At 54.8% G+C, this 21,533-nt stretch carries 17 protein-coding genes and 1 pseudogene; 12 read left to right on the forward strand and 6 right to left on the reverse strand.

Annotation, left to right across the window (positions count from 1 at the left end; all coding sequences use genetic code 11):
• Positions 1–214: 214 nt before the first annotated feature.
• Both ffh and B4B27_RS02600 read left to right on the forward strand, forming a co-directional pair.
• Positions 215–1,573 (forward strand): signal recognition particle protein, encoded by a 1,359-nt coding sequence (ffh, locus tag B4B27_RS02595; RefSeq protein WP_290723374.1) that lies wholly within the window; start codon positions 215–217, stop codon positions 1,571–1,573.
• Positions 1,574–1,763: 190 nt separating this feature from the next.
• The gene (locus B4B27_RS02600) at positions 1,764–3,263 is read left to right on the forward strand and encodes a glutamine synthetase family protein (protein WP_290723375.1); all 1,500 of its coding nucleotides are present in this window, start codon (positions 1,764–1,766) and stop codon (positions 3,261–3,263) included.
• A gap of 53 nt (positions 3,264–3,316) precedes the next feature.
• Here B4B27_RS02600 and priA read toward each other — a convergent pair whose 3' ends face one another.
• Positions 3,317–5,383 (reverse strand): replication restart helicase PriA, encoded by a 2,067-nt coding sequence (gene priA, locus B4B27_RS02605; protein ID WP_290723377.1) that lies wholly within the window; start codon positions 5,381–5,383, stop codon positions 3,317–3,319.
• Between the two features lie 146 nt (positions 5,384–5,529).
• Here priA and B4B27_RS02610 point away from each other — a divergent pair, with 146 nt between their 5' ends.
• Positions 5,530–8,436 (forward strand): DUF349 domain-containing protein, encoded by a 2,907-nt coding sequence (locus B4B27_RS02610; protein ID WP_290723379.1) that lies wholly within the window; start codon positions 5,530–5,532, stop codon positions 8,434–8,436.
• Between the two features lie 66 nt (positions 8,437–8,502).
• Complete coding sequence (locus tag B4B27_RS02615; protein ID WP_290723381.1) at positions 8,503–9,468, forward strand: L-threonylcarbamoyladenylate synthase; 966 nt, start codon at positions 8,503–8,505, stop codon at positions 9,466–9,468.
• Positions 9,469–9,520: 52 nt separating this feature from the next.
• Here the strand turns inward: B4B27_RS02615 and B4B27_RS02620 are convergent, their stop codons facing one another.
• Entirely contained in the window at positions 9,521–11,458 is a 1,938-nt protein-coding gene (locus B4B27_RS02620; RefSeq protein WP_290723383.1) for an FISUMP domain-containing protein, read from the reverse strand.
• A complete protein-coding gene (locus B4B27_RS02625) occupies positions 11,455–12,324 on the reverse strand; it encodes a TIGR02147 family protein (protein ID WP_290723385.1) in 870 nt (289 codons plus the stop codon). Before B4B27_RS02625 ends, B4B27_RS02620 begins: the two co-directional genes overlap by 4 nt.
• A gap of 250 nt (positions 12,325–12,574) precedes the next feature.
• On the opposite strand from B4B27_RS02625, the gene B4B27_RS02630 reads away from it, so the two are divergent.
• Both B4B27_RS02630 and B4B27_RS02635 read left to right on the forward strand, forming a co-directional pair.
• Positions 12,575–13,525: a PD-(D/E)XK nuclease family transposase gene (locus B4B27_RS02630; RefSeq protein WP_290723387.1), complete on the forward strand. Its 951-nt coding sequence runs from the start codon at positions 12,575–12,577 to the stop codon at positions 13,523–13,525.
• A gap of 49 nt (positions 13,526–13,574) precedes the next feature.
• A complete protein-coding gene (locus B4B27_RS02635; RefSeq protein ID WP_290723389.1) occupies positions 13,575–13,739 on the forward strand; it encodes a hypothetical protein in 165 nt (54 codons plus the stop codon).
• A 31-nt stretch (positions 13,740–13,770) separates the two neighbouring features.
• On the opposite strand, the gene B4B27_RS02640 is transcribed toward B4B27_RS02635, so the two are convergent.
• Positions 13,771–14,496: a M15 family metallopeptidase gene (locus tag B4B27_RS02640; RefSeq protein WP_290723391.1), complete on the reverse strand. Its 726-nt coding sequence runs from the start codon at positions 14,494–14,496 to the stop codon at positions 13,771–13,773.
• Positions 14,493–16,844 (reverse strand): hypothetical protein, encoded by a 2,352-nt coding sequence (locus tag B4B27_RS02645; RefSeq protein WP_290723393.1) that lies wholly within the window; start codon positions 16,842–16,844, stop codon positions 14,493–14,495. The genes B4B27_RS02640 and B4B27_RS02645 overlap by 4 nt, the downstream gene beginning before the upstream one ends.
• A gap of 59 nt (positions 16,845–16,903) precedes the next feature.
• Between B4B27_RS02645 and B4B27_RS02650 the strand changes: the two genes are divergently transcribed.
• The 6 genes from B4B27_RS02650 (at position 16,904) to nth (ending at position 21,194) form a co-directional block, all read left to right on the forward strand.
• Complete coding sequence (locus tag B4B27_RS02650; RefSeq protein ID WP_290723395.1) at positions 16,904–17,683, forward strand: nitrilase-related carbon-nitrogen hydrolase; 780 nt, start codon at positions 16,904–16,906, stop codon at positions 17,681–17,683.
• 216 nt (positions 17,684–17,899) lie between these two features.
• Positions 17,900–18,040: a hypothetical protein gene (locus B4B27_RS02655; RefSeq protein ID WP_173365295.1), complete on the forward strand. Its 141-nt coding sequence runs from the start codon at positions 17,900–17,902 to the stop codon at positions 18,038–18,040.
• Positions 18,041–18,052: 12 nt separating this feature from the next.
• Positions 18,053–18,412 (forward strand): hypothetical protein, encoded by a 360-nt coding sequence (locus tag B4B27_RS02660; protein WP_173365315.1) that lies wholly within the window; start codon positions 18,053–18,055, stop codon positions 18,410–18,412.
• Between the two features lie 22 nt (positions 18,413–18,434).
• Positions 18,435–19,676 (forward strand): phosphotransferase, encoded by a 1,242-nt coding sequence (locus B4B27_RS02665; RefSeq protein WP_290723399.1) that lies wholly within the window; start codon positions 18,435–18,437, stop codon positions 19,674–19,676.
• A 37-nt stretch (positions 19,677–19,713) separates the two neighbouring features.
• Complete coding sequence (gene cysE / locus B4B27_RS02670) at positions 19,714–20,502, forward strand: serine O-acetyltransferase (RefSeq protein WP_072809692.1); 789 nt, start codon at positions 19,714–19,716, stop codon at positions 20,500–20,502.
• A gap of 68 nt (positions 20,503–20,570) precedes the next feature.
• Positions 20,571–21,194: an endonuclease III gene (nth, locus tag B4B27_RS02675; protein ID WP_290723404.1), complete on the forward strand. Its 624-nt coding sequence runs from the start codon at positions 20,571–20,573 to the stop codon at positions 21,192–21,194.
• A 66-nt stretch (positions 21,195–21,260) separates the two neighbouring features.
• On the opposite strand, the pseudogene B4B27_RS02680 reads toward nth, so the two are convergent.
• Positions 21,261–21,533, reverse strand: a pseudogene (locus B4B27_RS02680) (SDR family NAD-dependent epimerase/dehydratase); the annotation flags it as partial.

Here is a 21,533-nt window from a genome sequence, read left to right on the forward strand (position 1 = left end):
CTCCGTTTTTTTGAGGTGTATAAAAAAACGGTTTTGGGGGATGCGTCAAATATAACAAATAAAGTTTGTTTTCAATGACTAACCCCGTTTTTTCGCAAAATAACTTATTACGAATTGCTTACAGCAACATTTATGGGATTTTTCGGCAAAAACAGGCACCACGGACATCCGGTCCATCCAACGGAAAATTCGTTTTTGCTACATTTGGCCTACTATGTTTTCACAATTGACCGACTCTCTAGAATCTACCCTCAAGAACCTGCGCGGGCAGGGCAAGCTCACCGAAGAAAACGTTGCCGAATCGCTGCGCGAAGTGCGCCGCGCCTTCCTCGAAGCAGACGTGAACTTCAACGTGACCCGCGACTTCGTGAAGGCCGTCAAGGAAAAGGCCCTCGGGAGCGAGGTGCTCAACTCCGTGACCCCCGGTCAACAGATTGTGAAAATCATCCACGACGAGCTCGTTGCCGTCATGGGTGGCGAAACCAAGGAAATTAACCTCTCCGGCCCCGCTCCGGTCGGCATCATGATGGCGGGTCTCCAGGGTTCCGGCAAGACGACCTTCGCCGGCAAGATCGCCCTCTGGATGCGCAGCAAGAAGAAGAGGAAGCCGCTCCTCGTGGCAGCGGACGTGTACCGCCCGGCAGCCATCAAGCAATTGCAGGTACTCGGCAAGTCTATCGGCATCCCGGTCTACGAAGAAGGCCAGGGCGACCCGGTGGAAATCATCAAGCACGGCTACCAGTACGCAAAGGACAACGGCTTCGACCTCGTGATTTACGATACCGCAGGCCGCCTGCAGATTGACGAAGAGCTGATGCAGGAACTCGAGAAGGCGAAGGAAGCCGTCCACCCCGACGAAATCCTATTCGTGGCCGACGCGATGATCGGCCAGGAAGCGGTGAACGTGGCCGAGACCTTCTGGCAGCGCCTCTCGTTTACGGGCGTGTGCCTCTCGAAGATGGACGGCGACACCCGCGGCGGTGCGGCCCTCAGCATCAAGAAGATGACGGGCGTGCCCATATGCTTTATCGGCGTGGGCGAAAAACTCCCCGACATCGAACTGTTCCACCCCGACCGCATGGCGAGCCGCATTCTCGGCATGGGCGACGTAGTGAGCCTCGTGGAAAAGGCGCAGCAGGTCATCGACGAGAAGGATGCGAAGGACCTCAAGAAGAAGATTCTCAACAACACGTTCGACCTGAACGATTTCTTGAACCAGCTCCGCACCATCAAGAAACTCGGCCGCATCAAGGATATCCTCGGGCTCATCCCGGGTTTGAACAAACTACCGCTCGACCAGATTGACGAGAAGCAGTTAGTTTATGTGGAAGCCATCCTCAGCTCCATGACCCCGAAGGAAAGGAAGAAGCCGCAGATTCTCGACGGCAGCCGCAAGAACCGCATCGCGAAGGGCTCGGGTACCGAAATTTCGCGCGTGAACGCCGTGCTCAAGCAGTACGACGACATGAAGGAAATGTTCAAGAAGGTGGGCGACATGGCCCGCAAGCAGAACAACGGCGGCCAGATTGGCTCTAACTACACGCCGCCCAAGCAGAAAAAGAAAAGAAAGTAAAGACTAGGGAGGGGTTCCCCCTCGTAGGCATTTTCGGCGTTTTAGCGTAAATAATTACAAAATGACGTAATTTTACACTATATGAAAAATTTTTTCGTATAGTGTTTTCTTTTTTGTAAGAAAAATGGTAGATTGTAGACAGCAATATTTTCAAAAAAAATGAAAAACAATAAAAAACAAGGAAAAATAAATGGCATCTACCTCCTATTCCGCTAACGCGCTCGTCACGGCCCTCAAGAAACCCCGCGACAAATTCACCAAGGAAGATATCAAGAAGTACATCTTCGACAACGGCATCCGCCACCTGAACTTCATGTACGCCGGCGGAGACGGCCGCCTGAAGACTCTCAACTTCGTAATCAACGATGCCGACTACCTGGACGAAATCCTCAGCTGCGGCGAACGCGTGGACGGCTCCTCGCTGTTCAGCTACATCGAGGCCTCTTCTTCCGACCTCTACGTGGTGCCGAAATTCTCCTCCGCATTCATGGACCCGTTTGCGGAACTCCCGACCCTCTGCCTGCTCTGCTCCTTCTTCAACAAGGACGGACAGCCGCTGGAATCTTCCCCGGAATACACGCTCCACAAGGCATGCGAAGCCTTCAAGAAGGAGACCGGCATGGAATTCCAGGCCATGGGCGAACTGGAATACTACGTGATTGCCGACGACATGGGCGAATTCCCGGCAGTGGACCAGAAGGGCTACCACGAATCCGCCCCGTTTGCGAAGTTCAACGAGTTCCGCCAGCAGTGCATGCTCTACATCGCGCAGGCGGGCGGCCAGATCAAGTACGGCCACAGCGAAGTGGGCAATTTCACGCAAGACGGCAAGCTCTACGAGCAGAACGAAATCGAGTTCCTCCCCTGCCCGGCAGAAGACGCGGCCAACCAGCTCACCATCGCCAAGTGGATTATCCGTAACCTCGGCGCACAGCTCGGCCTCGACGTGACGTTTGCCCCGAAGATTACCGTTGGCAAGGCGGGTTCGGGCCTTCACATCCACATGCGCATCATGAAGGACGGCAACAACCAGATGCTCAAGAACGGAGTCATCAGCGAAACCGCCCGCCGCGCCATCGCCGGCATGATGAAGCTCGCCCCGTCCATCACCGCGTTCGGCAACCAGAACCCGACATCTTACCTGCGCCTGGTGCCCCACCAGGAAGCCCCGACCAACGTGTGCTGGGGCGACCGCAACCGCTCCGTGCTCGTGCGCGTACCGCTCGGCTGGGCATCGAAGACCGACCTCTGCAAAATCGCGAACCCGAATGAAAAGGGCACGAGCTACGACACGCACCAGAAACAGACTGTGGAAATGCGCTCCCCGGATGCATCCGCCAACGTGTACCTGCTCATGGCCGGCCTCTGCGTCGCCTGCCGCTACGGGCTTAGCCTCAAGGACGGCCTGAAGGTGGCCGAGCAGACCTACGTGAACGTGAACATCCACAAGAAGGAAAATGCGAAGCTTTTGAGCAAGCTCGACACTCTGCCGGACAGCTGCTGGGCATCTGCCGACTGCCTTGCCAAGCAGAGGAAGGTGTACGAGGAGTTCGGCGTATTCAGCCCCGCCATGATCGACGGCATCATGGCCCAGCTCAAGGCCTTCAAGGACAAGACGCTCCGCGCCCAGGTCACGAAGTCCAAGACCGCCATGCAGAAGCTCGTGAAGACGTACTTCTACTGCGGCTAATACATCGCGCGCAATTTCAAAACAGGGTTCCGGTTTTTACCGGGACCCTTTCTTTATTCGATTTCCACCTTGATATCTACGCCGGGGAACACGGGTTTCGGCGCGTTCACGACAGGCGAAAGAATACGGCGCACCGCCGAGAGGTCGTTCGACTTCAGGTACAGTTTTACCCAGCGAACGTTCTGCACCACGGGGATAAACGCATCCACCGGGCCCATGACCATCAGGCTCTTTTCGGCACGGCAAAGCGCTTCCACGCGGGCGACAGCATCGCGCAGGGCGCCCTCGTCACGGCTCCCGAAGGAGACCTCCACCATCTTGCAGAACGGCGGGTAAAAGGCGTCCTTGCGGTCGCGGGTTTCCATCTCGGCAAAGCCCGCAAAATCGTGGTGGAGTGCGAAGTTCATCACCGGCTCGTTCGGGTTCTGCGTCTGGATTAGCACGCGGCCCGTACCCCCGGCACGGCCCGCACGCCCCGCCGTCTGGCTCAGCAACTGGAACAGCCTCTCCGTACTGCGGAAATCGGGCATCCCGAAACCGCTGTCGGCACCCACGACGCCCACGAACTTCACGCCCGGAAAATCGTGGCCCTTCGCGACCATCTGCGTGCCGAGTAGAATGTTGTATTCGCCCTTCCGGAACGATTCCAGAATCTTCTCGACCGAGCCCACGTTCTGCGTGGTATCGCGGTCCATGCGCACAATCTTTGCATCCGGCACCCACTCCAGGATTTCTTCCTCGAGCTTTTCGATGGCACCGCCAACGAACTCGTATGTTTCGGCCCCGCAGGCACGGCACGGCGTGTTCACCGGGTAAAGCAGCCCGCAGTAGTGGCACAGCAGGGAATTGTACTGCCTGTGGTAAACGAGCGGCACATGGCAGTTTTTGCAGTAGAGCGTCTCGCCGCATTCCCCGCAAATGCGGACCTTGGAATACCCGCGACGGTTCATGAGCACAATCGCCTGGTCGCCATCCGCAACGCACTTCACGAGGGCGTCGCGCAAATCGGGCGACATGAGGATTCCCTTCTGCTGGCGGACCTTCCCCATATCGACGATGCTCACCTCGGGCAGGCTCGCCGACGTCGCGCGCTTCTGCAACTTGAGGTATTTTAATTTATCTGTACTTGCGTTATGGAAGGTCTCGATGCAGGGGGTCGCGCTCCCGAGTACCACGAGCGCCCCGTACTTGTAGGCCAGGTGGAACGCGAGTTCGCGGGTATGGTAGCGCGGGGCGGGGTCCTGCTGCTTGAACGAGGAATCGTGCTCCTCGTCGAGAATCACGACATCGAAATCGAACGGTGCAAGTATCGCGCTCCGGGTCCCAAGAACAACGCGCGCGCTCCCTTCCAGAATCGAGACGAAGGATTCGCGCCGCTTCGGGGCGGAGAGCGCCGAGTGCAGCACGTGCACGGGCACCTGCAAAAAGTCCTCGAACCGGCCCGCCGTCTGCGGGGTGAGCCCGATTTCGGGAACGAGAATCAAGACCTTCTTGCCACGGCGCAACGCCTCGTAGGCAAGTTCCTGGTACACGCGCGTCTTGCCGGAACCGGTCACGCCATGCAAGAGCGAGCCCCGGAAGCCCGTACCCGAAAGGTCGGCCACGAGCGAGTCGAGCGCCACCTGCTGTTCGTCGGTAAGCGGAGGCACGTCGGGGCGCGCGGGCATCTGGGCAGCCGCACCTTTCTCGCCAGAACGTTCCGTCTCCCGCGCCGCAAGCGCATCGAGATACTTCCCGAAATCGGCAGGCCAAAAGACATCCAGCGCCTTCATCGGTGTGCATATATAATAACGTGCCACCCACTCGAGTGATTCCATGTACCGTTCGCTAAAAACGTAGCCCGACGCATGCGGGTAGGCGCACCGCACGTTGAACGCGGGCCTTTCCGCATGCACCTTCGCGACAACCGCAAGCGATGGCGCCTTGCGTGTGGCAAACTGCACCCAGACCACGCTCCCCCGCCGGATTTCAGGGCCAGCGAACAGCCCGGAGGGCACCCCGTAGGTATAGACGGAGGGCGCCTGCGGGATATAGACCTCGCAGAACCGCTCCAGGGTTTCCGGGGCGCATTTGACCCGAATTTGCTCGGGCGCTTCCGTTTTGGGTATGCGTTTTGCCATTTTACCCCCAAAGATAGGTAAAGACAGCCCTATTTCAGCCCCCTTTATTGCCAAAAATTCGCCATTTTCTTAAACGTTCTCTTATCTTTTTATTTAGATTATGATATACGAACCTTAACCGGTTCGTCCACCTATTGGAGATTTTTATGAGCTTATTGGACGCATTTAAACCGAAATGGCAGAATTCCAACCCCGAAAAGCGCATGGAGGCCGTCACCGAGATGGATCCGCGCGAACAGAGCACCCTGGAACGAATCGCCCTTTCCGATGATGATAGTAGCGTAAGGACCGCAGCCGTAAAGAAGTTGACGATTATCCCGTCACTCGCTGCAATTTCGAAGAAGGACAGCGAGGCCGGCATCCGCCGCCTGGCCGAAACCCGCTACTTCGAAGAGGTCGCCAAGAAGCTCAAGGATTTCCGCGAACCCGCAAACGAAGAGGTCCTCCGTTTCATCGACGAACTGAAAGACACGCGCTACGCCGATGAACTCGCCAAGTCCCTGCCCAGTTCCGAGCTCCGCCTCGAACTCATCAAGAAGACGGGCAAGGTGAACGTGCTCGTCCTCGCCGCGAACAGGGACGCCAAGGAAGACATCGCGAAGGCTGCCGTCGAACGCATCGAGTCCGAAGCTTCGCTCACCGACATCTCCAAGAATTCCAAGCATTCCTCCGTCCGTAAAATTGCCGCCGAGAAGCTCCGCGTCAAGAGGGAAACCGAAGACGGCGGCCGCAAGGCTGCGGCTCTCCTTGCCGGCAAGAGGAACGCGCTCGTCCAGCAGGCCCACCATTTCGCCGCCCAGAAGGATCCGCTCGCCGTCAAGCCGCAGTTCGACGCCCTGATGCAGGAAGCTAGGACCTTGGGCATGGGTCCGGACCAGGCGACCCTCGACGAAATCTACGCAAGCTTCATCAAGTTCGTGAACGAGGCCGACGCAGCACGCATCGCCGCCGAAAATGCCGAAGCCGAAAAGGCCGAAAAGCGCACGCACCTCACCCAGACGCTCGAAGAAGTCGAAAGCATCCTCGATAGCGAGAACGCCGCCGAAAAGGCAGACCGCATCGCCGAGATTATCGACGAATGGAACGCACAGAAATCCATCATGGATGCCGCAAGCGTGAAGCGTTTCAACCTCGCGCTCGTTCGCAGCCAGGAACTCAAGAAGCAGGATCAGCCTGCCGAAGGCGAAAAACCTGCAGCGGCGACGGACGAGACCCAGGCACGCACCCAGCTGCTCGACATGCTCCGCGCCCTCGCCGACACCGACGCGAACGAGAGCACTTCCAAGCACCTCCACGGCATTGTCCGCGACTGGGAGAAGCTCCCGCTGCTCGAAGGCGAAGACCCGATCCTGCAGACCTACAATTCGCTGCGCAACAAGCTCAAGGAAAAGATTTCCGCATTCGAGGATTCCGCACAAAAGACCTTCGAAGAAAATTCCGCCAAACTCCGCGCCCTCATAGACCGCGTCAAGTCGTTCGACGAGAACGATGACTTCAAGGTCATCAGCCAGAAGCTCCGCGAAGCCTTCCAGGAATGGAAGACGATTGTCGGCGAGCAGAAGTTCAAGTACCACGACCTGTGGCTCGAATACAAGTCCGCCACCGAACGCTTCCAGGAAATGCGCCAGTGGGAATCCTGGCACAACGAAAAAGACCGTGCCACCGTCCTCGAAGAGATGGAAATGCTCGCGAAGGAGCCCGGCAGCCAGGATGTCCTCGACAAGCTGCGCGAATACAGCAACAAGTGGAAGAACATCGGTCCCGTCTCCGCCGCGAAGTTTACCGAATTCCGCGACAAGTTCCAAGCCTTGTTCGAACAGATTAAGCAGAACTGCGCCCCCTTCATCGAAGAGCGCATGGCCGAACGCGTCAAGAACCTTGCCGACAAGGAAGCCCTCTGCCAGAAGGTAGACGAACTTGTCGCAAACACCGAGATGTTCTGGAAAGACAAGTACAAGGCCATGCAGGAGATCCAGGAATCCTGGAAGAACATCGGCATGGTACCCAAGGAAAACCTGAACGCCCTCATGGAACGCTTCAAGGCATCGACCGGTGCATTCTTCGCCCAGTACAAGGAAAGCCTCAAGCAGGAAGACCAGAACCGCGAAGCGAACCTCGAAAAGAAGCTCAAGCTTTGCGAACAGGCCGAGGCGCTGCAGGAATCTTCCGACTGGAACGCAACTTCGAATAAGTTAAAGCAACTGCAGGACATGTGGAAGGCGACAGGGCCCGTGCCCAAGAGCAAGTCCGAAGAAGTCTGGACACGCTTCCGCAAGGCATGCGACTCCTTCTTCGAAAAGAAGCGCGCCCACTTCGAGACGCTCGACGCATCCAAGCAGGAAAACCTCACCAAGAAAACGGCCCTTTGCGACAAGCTCGACACCATCGACGTAAGCAACATTACGCCCGAAGTCGTTGAACAGGTCAAGGCCATCGACGAGGAATGGAAGTCCATCGGCATGATTCCGAAAGAATCCATCGAGAGCGTGAACGAACGTTTCAACACCAAGATGAACCAGTTCATCTCGGCCCAGGCAGCTACCGACGAGGCCCTCAGCAAGCAGCTCGCCAAGATCAAGGCTCAGAAGCAGGAGATGATCGAGAAGGTGAAGCAGTTTGCCGAAAGCGCTGGCAGCAACCAGCTGGCCGACGCCGTGCGCGACCTCCAGAAGGACTGGCGCACCATCGGTTCCTGCGGCATCGAGGATACGGAACTCTACAAGGCGTTCCGCGAAGCCTGCGACGACTTCTTCACCCGCCGCCGCGACCAGCTCGACATCCAGGAGCAGGCACGTCAGAACAACCTCCAGAAGAAAGTGCTGCTCTGCGAACAGGCAGAAGCCCTCCTCGAAGGCCTGAGCGACGCGACCGTCGGCGAGGCCATGAACAAGGTCAAGCACCTGCGCCGCCTGTGGAAGGACGTGGGAGCAGTGCCGCGCGAGCAGAGCGACAAGGTCTGGAAACGCTTCAACGGGGCCTGCGACAAGGTATTCGCGTTTGGCCGCAAGGACGAACCGAAGCAAGAAGCTCCGGCCGCTGCTCCGGAAGCATAACCGCAAGCAAAAGACAATCTTAAAGGGATGGCAAACTTGCCATCCTTTTTTTATTTTTGTGCCATAATGAAGTTCCCCCCTTGGACAAGCGTTTCAGAAGCCGCCAGGCTCCTCAAGGAAGGCGAAGTGGTCGCCATCCCGACAGAGACCGTCTATGGGCTTGCGGGGAACGCATACAATCCCGAAGCGCTCGCGAAGATTTTCGCCGCGAAGGAACGGCCCACGTTCGACCCGCTTATCGTGCATATTGCCGACATCGCGGAACTGGAGAACGTCGCCCGCGATATTCCCGATGCCGCATACCGGCTGGCAGAAGCCTTCTGGCCCGGGCCGATGACCATCATCCTCCCCAAGAAGGACTGCATCCCCGACCTTTGCACGAGCGGGCTGCCCTCGGTGGCGGTAAGGTTCCCGAGCCACCCCGTAGCGCAGGCGATTATCAAGGAATCGGGACTCCCGCTTGCGGCCCCGAGCGCAAACCTGTTCAAGCACGTGAGCCCCACCACCGCGGAACACGTGGCTGCGCAACTCGCCGACCGCATCGCGGGCATCGTCGATGGCGGCCCCTGCAGCGTCGGGGTTGAAAGCTCCATCATATCGCTCGCGGGAAAAACGCCCACGGTACTGCGCCCGGGTGCGATTACGCCCGAGATGTTCGCGAAGGTTCTCGGCAATGTCGCCGTCAAGGAATCCACGAGCAAGCCCGGGCAGGCCATGCAGGCGCCGGGCCAGTGCGACACGCATTACCGCCCGCAGGTGCCGCTCTATTTCGGAGAAGTGCCCGCTGGTTACAAACTGCCGGAGCATACCGCACGCATCGCTTTCGGGAACCAGGCCGGAGCAATCCCCGCCACAGTGAACTTGTCTGCAACGGGTGACATGACCGAGGCGACCGCAAGGCTATACGCCTACATGCACGACCTGGATACGCCCGATTACGACTTGATTCTCGTGGACCCGATTCCGAATACCGGAGTCGGTATGGCGCTGAACGACCGCCTCAAGCGCGCCAGTATTAAGGCTCTCCCGTAAAAAAACGGCCCCCAATGGGAGCCGTCAGTATTTCAGCGTTGCTCTAGCCGCCCTAGTCCTTGAGGCAACGGACAGAAAGCCCTATTGATGGAGTGTCTCCTTTACTGGCATTCCACAGGTAGGTCCAATTATTTATCAAAGCCAGATAAAGGCCTTGTGTTGAAGACCAAAAATGAGCAGACAACCCTGAAAAAACATCATTGAAAAACGGGATGACCGAAAACCCATATGTATCCGTGGCATTCGGCCAATTATCATAACCCACCGCTTGTAGTTCATATCCTTCATAATATTTGGAACTATTAACACTACAGGTATAGTTTCGACAAGGCAAAATGCCTACATTTAAAAGAAGCTCTTCGTATTCATCCGCTGAAGGAACATGCCATTCCTTAGGGCATATCGAATCAACAACTGCCCCCCAGCGATAAACACGCCCATATTTCTCACAATTAGCAATATCGTCATCAAAACACGAACTATTACCTTTCAAACTTGGATAATTAATACTATCCGCATAATTCAGATTCTCCGCCATCCACATTTGTGACTTGATGCCAATTGTCTTATATTCACGTCCATCACGCTCGTCAATCATTGTTCCTTGATTCAATTTTTCAGTGGTAAAGACCCAACCATCTTCAGTACATTTGTAATAAGAATAATTATTATCACCATCAACTTTTGGCGGAACATAATATTCATCAAGATTATAGCTTGTACAAGCAGAATCTATTTCTAATTCAAATTCTTCCACTGTCCGAAACATGCCTTTATCACAAACATATTTCGTTGTCTTATTCACATTACCATAGAACATCTTTCCATCTTGGGAACACTCCTGCTTATAAGTATCCTTTTCTACGTCAGTCGCCACGCGCCAAACATTCTTACCAGCAACGTAAATATAATAGATATCCTTGTTTACTTGCCCAGCACGTACTTCGCCATCTGCGACATCCTTTGAGGATTCCAACCACTTATAAGTATCTTTCTCTATATCCGTCGCCACGCGCCAAACACCTTTTTTACAAATAAAATAGGTTTCATAACTTTTACTGAACGCATTTGTATTTTGCAGTACCTCCCCTTCCCGTTTTTCAGTGCATGATCCAAGTCCATAATTCTGCCACCAATAGTTATTCACATACTTTTCAAACGCGGGAACATCAGCAGACAGCTCCCATCCAGCAATATTGTCGCGAATTGTTGTCAGGCCACCATTAAGGCTCTTTTCCGATGCCCAATCCGCTATTTTCGTAGCCGTTTTCTTATCGTCCCACACGCCATCTTCTTCAATGTCATCCGCATATTCCGTCAAACGCTCTGTAAAATCGGCCTCCTTCAAATCACCCTGCATCAGGACGCTGATTGCAAGGAGCGCTGCACTTCCGTCATCTTCGCCGAAGATATTCAAATTTTCTGAATTTTCAAATTCATCTTCAATCCCAAAACTCTTGAGGACTTCACTTTCGGCCTGCAGCTTCGCTTTGCCTACACCCATTTTTTCATATTTTACAAGATAGCGCGAACGTTCATATTCCAGATGCGTAAGCAAGTTCACGTTCACTTCGTTTCGGTCAGAAAGATTTGTCATCGCATACAATGTCACGGTACTGTTCGATTTCTCGCCCGTAATTTCGTTGCGATAGTAGCCATCGGCCTTCAGCAAAGCATACTGGGATTCGAGTTTCACGACATCGACCGAGAATTCGCCACGCTCATTCTTTATCTTGCCTTCATAGCTTCGACCTGTCTGCGAAAGCGATTTCCCGTCAAGTTCGTACACGGTGACAGAAGCCCCCTTCACGAACGGGCCCTTCTGCGACACGCCCGAAACAGTCTTGTCTTTTATTGCGGTAATAGCCGAATCTTCTTCGGTACCGCCAGCCGCCTTGGAATCGTCACCACAGGCAGCAAGCAAGAACGTAAAGATCCCGATAAGGGCAACGTTCTTCCAGGTTGATAGGGAATGCGCATACGATTTCATCTTTTCCTCCTTTTGGAAGAATTGTGTTTTTGTTTTAAAAGGCTTGAAGATTGGACATCTGCCAGCGGAAACAGTTGCATATTCAGCCGGTAGACATGTTCAACAACAGGATCGCGCTGCACGAGGGCCACAATTCTGCGGCGGCATTCGGCGAGTTCCCGCACAACTTCGTCATAAGTCCTGCGAGACATTCCAAGCGTAAGACCCGTCATGTTTCGTTCAGATCGCGGAAAATCCAGCGCCTTGAGAGCAAGCTCCCCCATTTGGCGATGAAGCGGTATTCCCGCAGAAAACCCATCCGGGGTCAGTTCTGGCATTGCGATGGACCGATCCGTCTGCACAAAGCATCCGTTTTCGTCCTTAGTCAGGAATTCCGTTTCAAGTAGAAACTTGAGCGTATCGGCAACTTCTTTCTTCCCTGGATTTGGACGACACGCATTCGCCATTTCCCTGGGAGTCGCCCCACTCATCGCAGGAGCAAGTTCACGAATCAACGGGTTAAGGTACGATTCAAAAAAACGGAACTTTTCGAGTTCAACTGACTTCACCTTACTCTGTTCGGCAATAGCGAGCATCACCGAAAGTTTTTCTTGCTTCTTCAGCAGTCCTTCGGCATGGCAAAAATCAACCATCGCGGCAAAATATTCGCGTTCGTAACCGACCAATTGCATTCCGTCAATCACCTGGATAACGGCCTTCTCGCTCAAGTCGTACTTTCCATCAATAACCTGTTTGAGATACACTGGAGACGCAAACCCGCAATTTTTCGCGAATTCGCGCCATGTAAAACCGTAACGTTTCTTGTTTTCGGTATAAAAATCCGAAAGGAACTCACGGTAATCCAGGTAATCGGCAATGGATTTCATGTTTCAAACATATATTAATTTTGGCATAACATCGCAATTTACAATACAAATAATGCAAAATTTTGCCTTATATCACACATTTAAATGCATTTAAGCATTTTTTGACAATACAAGATAAGTGTTCCCTCACCCTCATTTTCGCGAGTCCGAAGAAAAAAACGGCCAAAACGAAACATTTTCGCGTTTCGATCGTTTTTATAGGTAGGCACACCCCAATTCCGGGGTGTCATCAACCCAAAGGGGAGATTAAATGAGCAAAAAACGCAATGTAGTCCGCAACAAGCCGATCCCAGAGGCATTCAAAGGCAAGGTCTATCTCGATCCGACCTACGACCCGGCTTTCAAGGAACTTTTCGACAACGAAGACGCCTTGAAGGACTTTCTGAACGGGGTTCTTGAACTCGAAGGCGACGAAATGATCAAGCAGCTTCGTTTTCACTTCGAAAAGCCTATCGAATTCCGCGTACCGCAGCGCAAGAAGGTCATCTTCGACATCTTCGCAACAACCGGCAGCGGACGCTTTTTGAATATCGAAATGCAACGCTTGGAGCACGACTACTTCATCGACCGCACCATCCTCTACAAGGCTTTTCTTGTCATCAAGGGGCGAAAGGAAATGGAAGAATCCGCAGAATTCAAGGCGTTGCAAAGGTATGAACAGGAAAAACGTCGCTACCAGTTGCCAGAGACCATTTCCGTCTGGATTTGCGACTTTGACCTGCCCGACGCGAAAGGCGAATATTGGGACGAATGGTCACTTTACAGCAGACATGCCATCAGAAATGGAATGGCGGTTCCTCTTTCAAAGAAAAATAAGTATATTTTCCTTAGCGTCCCTAACTTCACGAAGTCTGCCGACGAAGTGAAGGGGTCCGCCGAGATGTGGCTCTACCTGCTGAACCATGCTCGGGACGGCGGAGAACTTCCGGATTTCGGTAGCGAAATCGTCGAGGAGGCGCTCGACCGGATTCGTGTGGAAAACGCCGACGACAAACTTTTGGAAGCACAGGAGCACGACATGACGACGAAGGAAGATTACGAATGCTGGGCTGCCGGAAAAATTATTGCTGCTGAAGCTCGCGGTGAATCTAAAGGGCATGCAGATGCTATTGATGTTTTCCAAGAATTGGGAGTGTCTTCGGAAATGATTGCCGAGGCGAAGGCTCGGCTTGCCGCTAAAAGCTCTAGTGCGCAAAAGTAAACAGAGAAACGGGTATACGGATGAAACTCTATTGAACGAGGTTGACGGAATGACCGACATGCTTTATGAAAAACAAGGCTCGTACTTGCAAGGAGGCGAAGACAAAGCACGAGAAATCGCCAATATCTTGGTAAATGCCGGCAAGTTGACTCGTGAAGAAGCAGTCAGCCTCCTTCACGTTTCCAAAAGCGACATCCTGTCTAATACGAAATAGATCTTTCTGAACGAGGTTGACGTGAACCGCCTTACATCGGAAACAACTTGTAGTGTTCCCGCGTGTAAGTGCTCGTGTAGGCGTTGAAGTGCCACCATTCGTGTTTCAGCATCACCCAGCCGGCGGCCTTCATGATACGGCGCAACTTGTTCCTGTTGTCAACCTGTTCCTGCGTCAGGCGCCCGCTCTTGAGCGCATCCGCCTCACCTACCGCGCCCGCACAGCGTTCAAACGAATCGAAATCCGTCCCCATGTCGAGCAGCGCACCCGAGCTATCGGTAATGCTTAGGTCCAGCGCGAGGCCGTAGTTGTGCAATCCGCCCCTCACCGCCGACGAGACGAAGTTGGTGTACGGAGTCCCCTGCACAGTCTTCTTGAGTGCCGCCTGCGCATAAATGGGGCGCGCCGCATCGAAAATCACGAGCTTCGAGCCGGGCATCTCCTTTTCCATGATGGCAAAGGTCTTCTTGAGTTTTGCGTAGGCATCCCTGTGGACAAAGGCCCTCTGCTCGCCGCAATACAGGTCGTGCCCCGTTACGTTGTTGAAAGTTCCGTAGCGCAAGTCCATGACAAGCAGGGGTTCATTGGTTATTTCCACGAGGTCCTTGTTAGACGATGCGTATTCGATCCACTTTTGGACCTCCGCACAGAAGCGCTTCGGCTCCTTCGGCTTCGGCGGTTCGAACCTGGCATCCGTCTCGTGCGCCATCACCGACGCTGCAAGGAGCGACAGACAAAAAAGCAGCGCCTTCATCATATTCCAAGCAGCACTTCCACGCCAAACTGGAAGTATAGTCCCATACCCTTCGCCATGAACGGTTCGAGCCTGTAGCCATTGTCCGAATTCTTGTCGCCGTCCTTCGTGACCCAGGAACGTTCGCGGGCGTTCTCGGAACCCAGGAACTTGAGCGCATCCACGTCGAGGTTCCCGAACAAATTATCCAGTTCCAGGTAGAATCTGGATTTGCGGAACCAACCCTTGTCGCGGACAATATCGAGATTCACGCGCACATCCGTACGGAAGAAATCGGTAAATTCCTCCAGGTCGCGGAGCCTGCGCGTCCCGAGTATCTGGTTTTCCTGGTCCGAGGGCTTGATATCGTAAAAATAGAGCGGACGGTGCAACGCCGCATGGTGCGTGAGGATAATCGAGAACAGCGAATCCTTGCGCGGGTAGTAGCGGAAATGCGAAACGATATCGAATCTCGAATTCGCTTCCCACGGGAGCGAACCGGTACCTTCGAGTTCGTATTCGCCATAGACGGAACTCACGTTCGTTGACATCGAGAAATGGTGCGAAGTCTTCCAATCCACCTTCGCATTCGCACCGAGCACCCAGGCGAATTCCACGGGAGTAATGTCCCTGTACTGCGCATAGGCCTTGGGCAGGGGCAGCACCGGGTCGAAGTAGTAGCGGCCAAAGCCGCTCGCCCGCGCAATCAGGTACTTGGAATTGTAGCCAAGTCCCACCTTCGCCGAAGCGCCCGTTTCAAGCCTTCCCGTCAGGTTTCCGTCATCGTAGAGGTATTTCCAGTCACTGCGGTAGGCCGCGCTGCTGAACAGGCGCCAATACGTGGAATCCTTTTCGCTCAGGTTCTTCTCGAAATCGAGCGAGACCGTCGGGCGCGCATTGTGGTCAATAGCGTCGGCCACCGCACCGAGCGAAAAGATTGTCTGCGAATAATCCGACTTCCAGTCAAAGCGGCTCACGCCCGAAAGCACACCCGTCGTATAGTCGTCTTCCTGCTTGCCTCCAAAGTCCAGGTAACTGCGGTCGACAAAATGCTGCTCATAGAGCAGGGCACCGCTCACCTTGGAACCGAGCAGTTTCGCCTTGAATTCCTTGTCCGCACCGGCGCTAATGACCGTATGCGTCATCTCGTAGGCGTCGATAAAGGCAGCCATCTCCCTCGACGAGACGGAGTTGCGGAATCCGGTCGTATCCTGCAGGGTGTCGCCCACGTTTTCGCGCACGAATCCCGCATGCAGGCTTGTCCCGAACTTGGAATTGTATTCCGCTCCGATGACCAGGTAATCCTGGTTCCCCTTGATGATGTCGACTTCGTTCACCTGATCGTACGCAGTAGTCGTGTCCTGGCTGATGGAGTATTCGTCGGTACTGTACAGGGCCCGGAGCGCCCAGGTGTTGCCCATTGAATCGGAGCCGTTAAGTTGTGCATAGAAATCCATCGCCGAAAGATCGAAGGGGTCGGAGGATTTCACGCGACAATCATCCACGCAGTCGCCATCGCGCTTCCTGAATTCGGTGAAGAACTTTTCGCCCAGGTTCTTGAGCATCTCGCCATCGAGCCTGCGGAACGCGAAACGGAAGCTGTCCCAGAAAAGGAACGGGGAATCGAACTGGATTTCCTGCACCGTGAGGCCCGCAGCCCCCTTGAGTCCCCACTCGCCCTTCGTCTGCTCGGGAATATACTGCACCGAAGTCGCAAGGCCCTGGCCGATCGGGCCGCTGCCGTAGTGGTCATGAATCTCGATGCCGCTCAATATGTGCGGGTTCACCACCGAAAGGTTGCCGGGGAACCCGACATCGAGGTGGCGCATGTTCGGGATGCGGAGCCGCCCCAGGTGGTAGGCCACGTCGCCCGCGCGGGAGCCGTCGTAGTAGAGCGCGCTGCTGAAATCCTTCTGTCCGGAAATTCCCGGCATCTGCCCCAGGTGTTCCGTCAAGTCAAAGCGCATGCCCGCCGCATCTTCGAGCTTGTCGACCGACACCTTGCGTTGCGGTTCCCACTTCTCAGGTTCACCGCCGCCCACAATCGTACTCGAGCCGAGGTCGCGGAGGTCGGTCGAGAGCGTCACGACCATGTCGAGCAGGTCCGCAAAATCCTGCAGGTCCACATACACGCTGTCGTAGCCTTCCTTCTGGAAAACAAGCGACGCGTTCTTCGAATCCACGGTAAATTCGAAACGTCCATCCGAGGATGTCTTGCCGAGTTTTTTGCCGGAGCGGTAGGTAATCTGAACTCCGTCAAGCGGCAGGTCCGAACCCATTTCGAGGACCACGCCCACGACAGGCGTAGGGGTCGCCGCAAACAGGTTCGCCGCCAGGAACAGGGCTATAAGGAGCAGGGATCGAAATCTCATGGATACTAAATTAGAATTTTATGCCGCCGCAGTCCACCAAATTTTATATTTCTCTGCGTATGCTCGATATTTTTCTAGTGCAGATGGAAATCGCGCCGAACGACAAGGCCAGGAATTTCGAAAAGGTCGAAACGCTCACCCGCGAAATCCGCAAACGAACCGAGGATTCCGTTCCCGGGCTCATCGTGCTGCCCGAAATGTTCGCCACAGGCTACCTTCCCTTGCACCCCGAGAGGGCCGCCGAAGACTTTTCCGACGAATCAAGCGGAGAAACGGCAAGTTTTTTGAACAAACTCGCAAGCCAGACAGGGTGCGCCGTCATGGGCGCAGGGATATCGCGCAAAGGCCCTTCGCTCGCGAACCACGCAAGCGTCTACCTGTCCGGAAACCCGCACGAATACGCAAGCTACGACAAGCGGAAGCCCTTCTTCATGGAGCAGGAAAAATTCACCGCCGGGCAGGACATTAGTTTGTTTAAAATACAGGAATGGAACATAGCGCCGACCATCTGTTTCGACCTACGATTCCCGGAGCTCTACCGCGATGCGGTCAAGGCGGGAGCGAACCTCCTGACCGTGCAGGCCGCCTGGCCTGCCGAAAGAATCCTGCACTGGGATACGCTATTGCAGGCGCGCGCCATCGAGAACCAGGCCTATGTCGTCGCCGTCAACTGCGTCACCGCCGATAGCAAATACAATGGGCATTCACGCATTGTCGACCCGTTCGGAAACATTGTCGCGAAGGCCGATTCCAATACGGAATGTATCGTGTCCGCACGCATCGAAATCGAACCGCTCCTCCGCTACCGCGAGAGTTTTCCCGTCCTGAAAAGCATCTGACGCGTGACATAAATCACAGCGCGATTTTAGGCTGGAATAATACACTTTGGAGCACCAGTTTCGTAACTCCTTATTTATCAACAGATTATATTTTTCTTGCAAAAGGGGAGTGTGTGATAGACTTTACACATTGTTTCTTACCAAAAAAAATGACATGCTTTTGCCACAAAAATATTCTATTTTCTGGATGTAAAACAAAAACACCCAGAGGTTCCTATGACATCACCAGACATGAACAAGCTGAACTACGCTAGGGCCCTCATCAAAGCCGGACTTGCCCGCGATTTGATTCTGAAAATTACGCTGATTTCCAGCTACCAGTACATGCAAATCCAACGCGAAGTCCTCGCTGCATAACGCCCGCGCCGAATGCAACTCGTTCTGACTATTCCCGCGCAGCCCGCCACTCAGATGAAAGAGAGGCAGGCTGCGCTTCTTGCATGTTATAGGGACGGCACGCTCCTACTCGACGCCCGCGATTACGAGAAGCCCGCCAGGTTCTACCTCACCCCGAAAGATGTTTTCCCCTGGGAACAGTTCCTCGCAAAGATGCTCTGTGCCTGGCAACTCGGCGACTACAGTGATGTGCCGCCGCAATTCAAGCCGCAAAAACGGATTCCGCAGTTCGTGGTGGACGGGTTTCCCGCCGAACCGCTCGAAAACAAGCTCAAGATTCTCGCGACACTCCGCACGCAGGGATATTTCCCTGCACTGACAGCCCGGAAATAGTTCTATTGCTATTTTTCAAAGCATGGATAGCATGCAAGACATCGCAAGCAAGCGCTGGTTCATGGGCAAGGGCCGCAAGATCGAATCCATCGAGACCGTGGACCGCGTCGCCATCGGGGAAACATTCCTCTCCATCGTCCGCGTGACTTTTGCCGCGAGCGAAAACTGCGAGCCCGACCTATACGCCGTCATCGAAGACGAGACCCGCACCGCCGACTTTTTCTATGACGTGTTCTCGTGCGAGAAGGCAAAATACGGAACAACGTCCGGCGAATTCATGTTCATGCAGACAGAGCATTTTCCCGTAGACGTTTCCCTGCACGAGCTTTTCGATATAGCCCCGCTCGATGCCGAGCAGAGCAATTCCGCATTCGCATCCGAGCATTTTTTCTTCAAGCTGTACCGCAGGCTTTTACCGGGCATTCACCCCGAGGTCGAAATCATGGAGCAACTCGACCGCAAACGCTCCGGCGTGAGCCCGCAGCTCTACGGCACATGCTACTACGCAGATGCTACGGGAAAACGCTACACCCTCGGGATTCTCGAGGAACGTGCAACCGGCATGCAGGATGCGTGGGCGTATTTCAACCGCGTGATGGACGCGCCGTGCGCCGAGGCTCTCGGGACAGCGACTGCGAAGATGCACCGCGCCCTCAGGGGACTCCCGGGCACGCCTGCGCAGAATCCCGAAATTCCATTTGACAAGCTGGAACATCTTTTGAACAGCGCGGTCGCAGCAGATGCGACAAACTCCGCGGGCAATGAAATGCACGAACTCGCCGAAAGGGTGAAAGCCGCATTGCCGAAACTCAAGCGCATGGCGAAAGATGCGTTCGGAGCGCCAACCGGCAGCGAGTTGTTCACACCGCAGCGCATCCACGGGGATTACCACCTGGGACAGGTGCTGGTTTCCGCCGCAGATTTCAAGATTCTCGACTTTGAAGGTGAACCCTCCCGCACGCTCGAATACCGAAGGGCGCTCCGCTCCCCGCTTGTCGATGTCGCAGGCATGTTGCGCAGTTTCCAGTACGCGGGAGCAACATCCGGCAAGAGCCCTGCCGCATGCGAGAAAGCCTTCCTCGAAGGCTACGCGCAAGCCGCGAATGTAGATGCCAGCGCCACGCATGTCGACCTCGAAACCCTCGAGCGTGCAGCCACCCCGTATATCCTAGCAAAGGCCGTTTACGAAGCCTGCTACGAACTCGAGTTCAGGCCCGGATGGTTCCACATCCCGGCCCGCGCGCTCATTAAACTCGCCTGCTAGACCGCAGCCGCCGCAAATTTCTATATTTGCATTCGCTATGACAGTCGAAGAAATGGAAAAGCGCCTCCGCGACGAGGCCTCGGAACTAGCCGCCAACGAACCGCTTTCGAAGCTCATGCTCGAAGAGCAGGTGTTGAACCGCAAGAACTTTGCCGACATGCTATCCGTCACACTTGCCTGTCAGCTCGCGGGCGAAGTCATCGACCGTGCGGAACTCGAGAAGATGTTCAACGCGCTGTACATCAAGTACCCCGAACTGCTCGTTTCCGCCTGCAAGGACCTGAACGCAACCGTACTCCGCGACCCTGCCTGCACCAGCTACCTCGAACCGCTCCTGCTGTTCAAGGGATTCCAGGGCCTGCAGGCCTACCGCGTGGCGCACGCACTCTGGACGGAAAACCGCCCGTTCCCCGCCAAGATGCTCCAGAACATCGTGAGCCGCAAGTTCGGCATGGACATCCACCCGGCAGCAAAAATCGGGCATGGCCTGCTGATTGACCATGCTACAAACATCGTCATCGGCGAAACAGCAATTGTCGGGAACAACGTGAGCTTCTTGCACGGTGTGACGCTTGGCGGTACCGGCAACGAGACCGGCGACCGTCACCCGAAAATCGGGAACGGCGTGATGCTCGGTGCACACGCCCAGCTGCTCGGCAACATCCACATCGGCGACTGCGCGAAGATTGGCGCGGGCGCGGTGGTGCTCTGCGACGTTCCCCCGCACACGACATACGCAGGCGTCCCCGCCGTCGAAGTCGGCCACCCGACCGACGACATGCCCAGCTTCAACATGCAACAAGACTTCACGCGCGACTGCGACTAAACTAGACGAAAGTATGCTGCGTCGCAATGCGGCTCGCTACAGACGAAAGACGAAAGGAGGCGCAGGACATGAAAAAAACGGACAAGATCAAGTTCATCGGCGAAAAGCTGGACGAACTCTTCCCGAACCCGCCGATTCCGCTCGACTACTCAAACGCCTACACGATGCTTGTCGCCGTCGTATTGAGCGCGCAATGCACCGACATCCGCGTGAACCAGGTAACGAAGGTGTTGTTCAAGAAAGCGAAAACGCCCGCCGCCACGGTCAAGCTCGGCATCGACGCGATTGCAGAAATCATCAAGCCGTGCGGATTCTTCAACACGAAAAGCAAGAACATCTATAACCTGTCGAAAACGCTCGTCGAGAAATACGGCGGCGAAGTCCCCCGCACCTTCGAAGAACTCGAATCACTCCCCGGCGTAGGCCACAAGACAGCAAGCGTCGTAATGAGCCACATCTTCAAGATTCCCGCCTTCCCCGTCGATACGCACATCCACCGCCTAGCCAAGCGCTGGGGACTATCGGACGGCAGTAGCGTGGAACAGACCGAGGCCGACCTCAAGAAGATTTTCCCGAAGGAAGAATGGGAAAAGCGCCACCTGCAGATTATCTACTTCGGGCGCACGTACTGCAAGGCAATGGGTCACAAGCCCGAAAACTGCCCTATCTGCAAAATCGTAGGCAGCAAATAATTCTATTGAAAGAAACAAAGATGCCCGGTCAAGCCGGGCATGACAAGTCCTAGTATCTACAAACTGTTAGCGCTCGCACTTGAGCAGTTCCTCGAAGTAGACAATCGTCTTCTCGAGACCCTGGCGCAGCGGGATTGTCGGTTCCCAACCGAGTGCGGACTTGGCGAGGTCGATATTCGGGCGGCGCATCTTCGGGTCGTCACCCGGAAGCGGCTTGTACACAATCTTGCTCTTGGAACCGGTGAGGTCAAGCACTTCCTTCGCAAGTTCAAGCATTGTAAATTCGCCAGGGTTCCCGATGTTCACGGGTCCAATAATCTTGTCCTGGTTCATCATGCG

This window comes from Fibrobacter sp. UBA2449 (assembly GCF_002342555.1).
Classification (GTDB): Bacteria; Fibrobacterota; Fibrobacteria; order Fibrobacterales; family Fibrobacteraceae; genus Fibrobacter.

Bases quoted from the DNA above. Each gene is read 5' to 3' on its own strand.
- ffh (WP_290723374.1), top strand. From the start codon at position 215: ATGTTTTCACAATTGACCGACTCTCTAGAATCTACCCTCAAGAACCTG.
- B4B27_RS02600 (WP_290723375.1), top strand. From the start codon at position 1,764: ATGGCATCTACCTCCTATTCCGCTAACGCGCTCGTCACGGCCCTCAAG.
- priA (WP_290723377.1), bottom strand. From the start codon at position 5,383: ATGGCAAAACGCATACCCAAAACGGAAGCGCCCGAGCAAATTCGGGTC.
- B4B27_RS02610 (WP_290723379.1), top strand. From the start codon at position 5,530: ATGAGCTTATTGGACGCATTTAAACCGAAATGGCAGAATTCCAACCCC.
- B4B27_RS02615 (WP_290723381.1), top strand. From the start codon at position 8,503: ATGAAGTTCCCCCCTTGGACAAGCGTTTCAGAAGCCGCCAGGCTCCTC.
- B4B27_RS02620 (WP_290723383.1), bottom strand. From the start codon at position 11,458: ATGAAATCGTATGCGCATTCCCTATCAACCTGGAAGAACGTTGCCCTT.
- B4B27_RS02625 (WP_290723385.1), bottom strand. From the start codon at position 12,324: ATGAAATCCATTGCCGATTACCTGGATTACCGTGAGTTCCTTTCGGAT.
- B4B27_RS02630 (WP_290723387.1), top strand. From the start codon at position 12,575: ATGAGCAAAAAACGCAATGTAGTCCGCAACAAGCCGATCCCAGAGGCA.
- B4B27_RS02635 (WP_290723389.1), top strand. From the start codon at position 13,575: ATGACCGACATGCTTTATGAAAAACAAGGCTCGTACTTGCAAGGAGGC.
- B4B27_RS02640 (WP_290723391.1), bottom strand. From the start codon at position 14,496: ATGATGAAGGCGCTGCTTTTTTGTCTGTCGCTCCTTGCAGCGTCGGTG.
- B4B27_RS02645 (WP_290723393.1), bottom strand. From the start codon at position 16,844: ATGAGATTTCGATCCCTGCTCCTTATAGCCCTGTTCCTGGCGGCGAAC.
- B4B27_RS02650 (WP_290723395.1), top strand. From the start codon at position 16,904: ATGCTCGATATTTTTCTAGTGCAGATGGAAATCGCGCCGAACGACAAG.
- B4B27_RS02655 (WP_173365295.1), top strand. From the start codon at position 17,900: ATGACATCACCAGACATGAACAAGCTGAACTACGCTAGGGCCCTCATC.
- B4B27_RS02660 (WP_173365315.1), top strand. From the start codon at position 18,053: ATGCAACTCGTTCTGACTATTCCCGCGCAGCCCGCCACTCAGATGAAA.
- B4B27_RS02665 (WP_290723399.1), top strand. From the start codon at position 18,435: ATGGATAGCATGCAAGACATCGCAAGCAAGCGCTGGTTCATGGGCAAG.
- cysE (WP_072809692.1), top strand. From the start codon at position 19,714: ATGACAGTCGAAGAAATGGAAAAGCGCCTCCGCGACGAGGCCTCGGAA.
- nth (WP_290723404.1), top strand. From the start codon at position 20,571: ATGAAAAAAACGGACAAGATCAAGTTCATCGGCGAAAAGCTGGACGAA.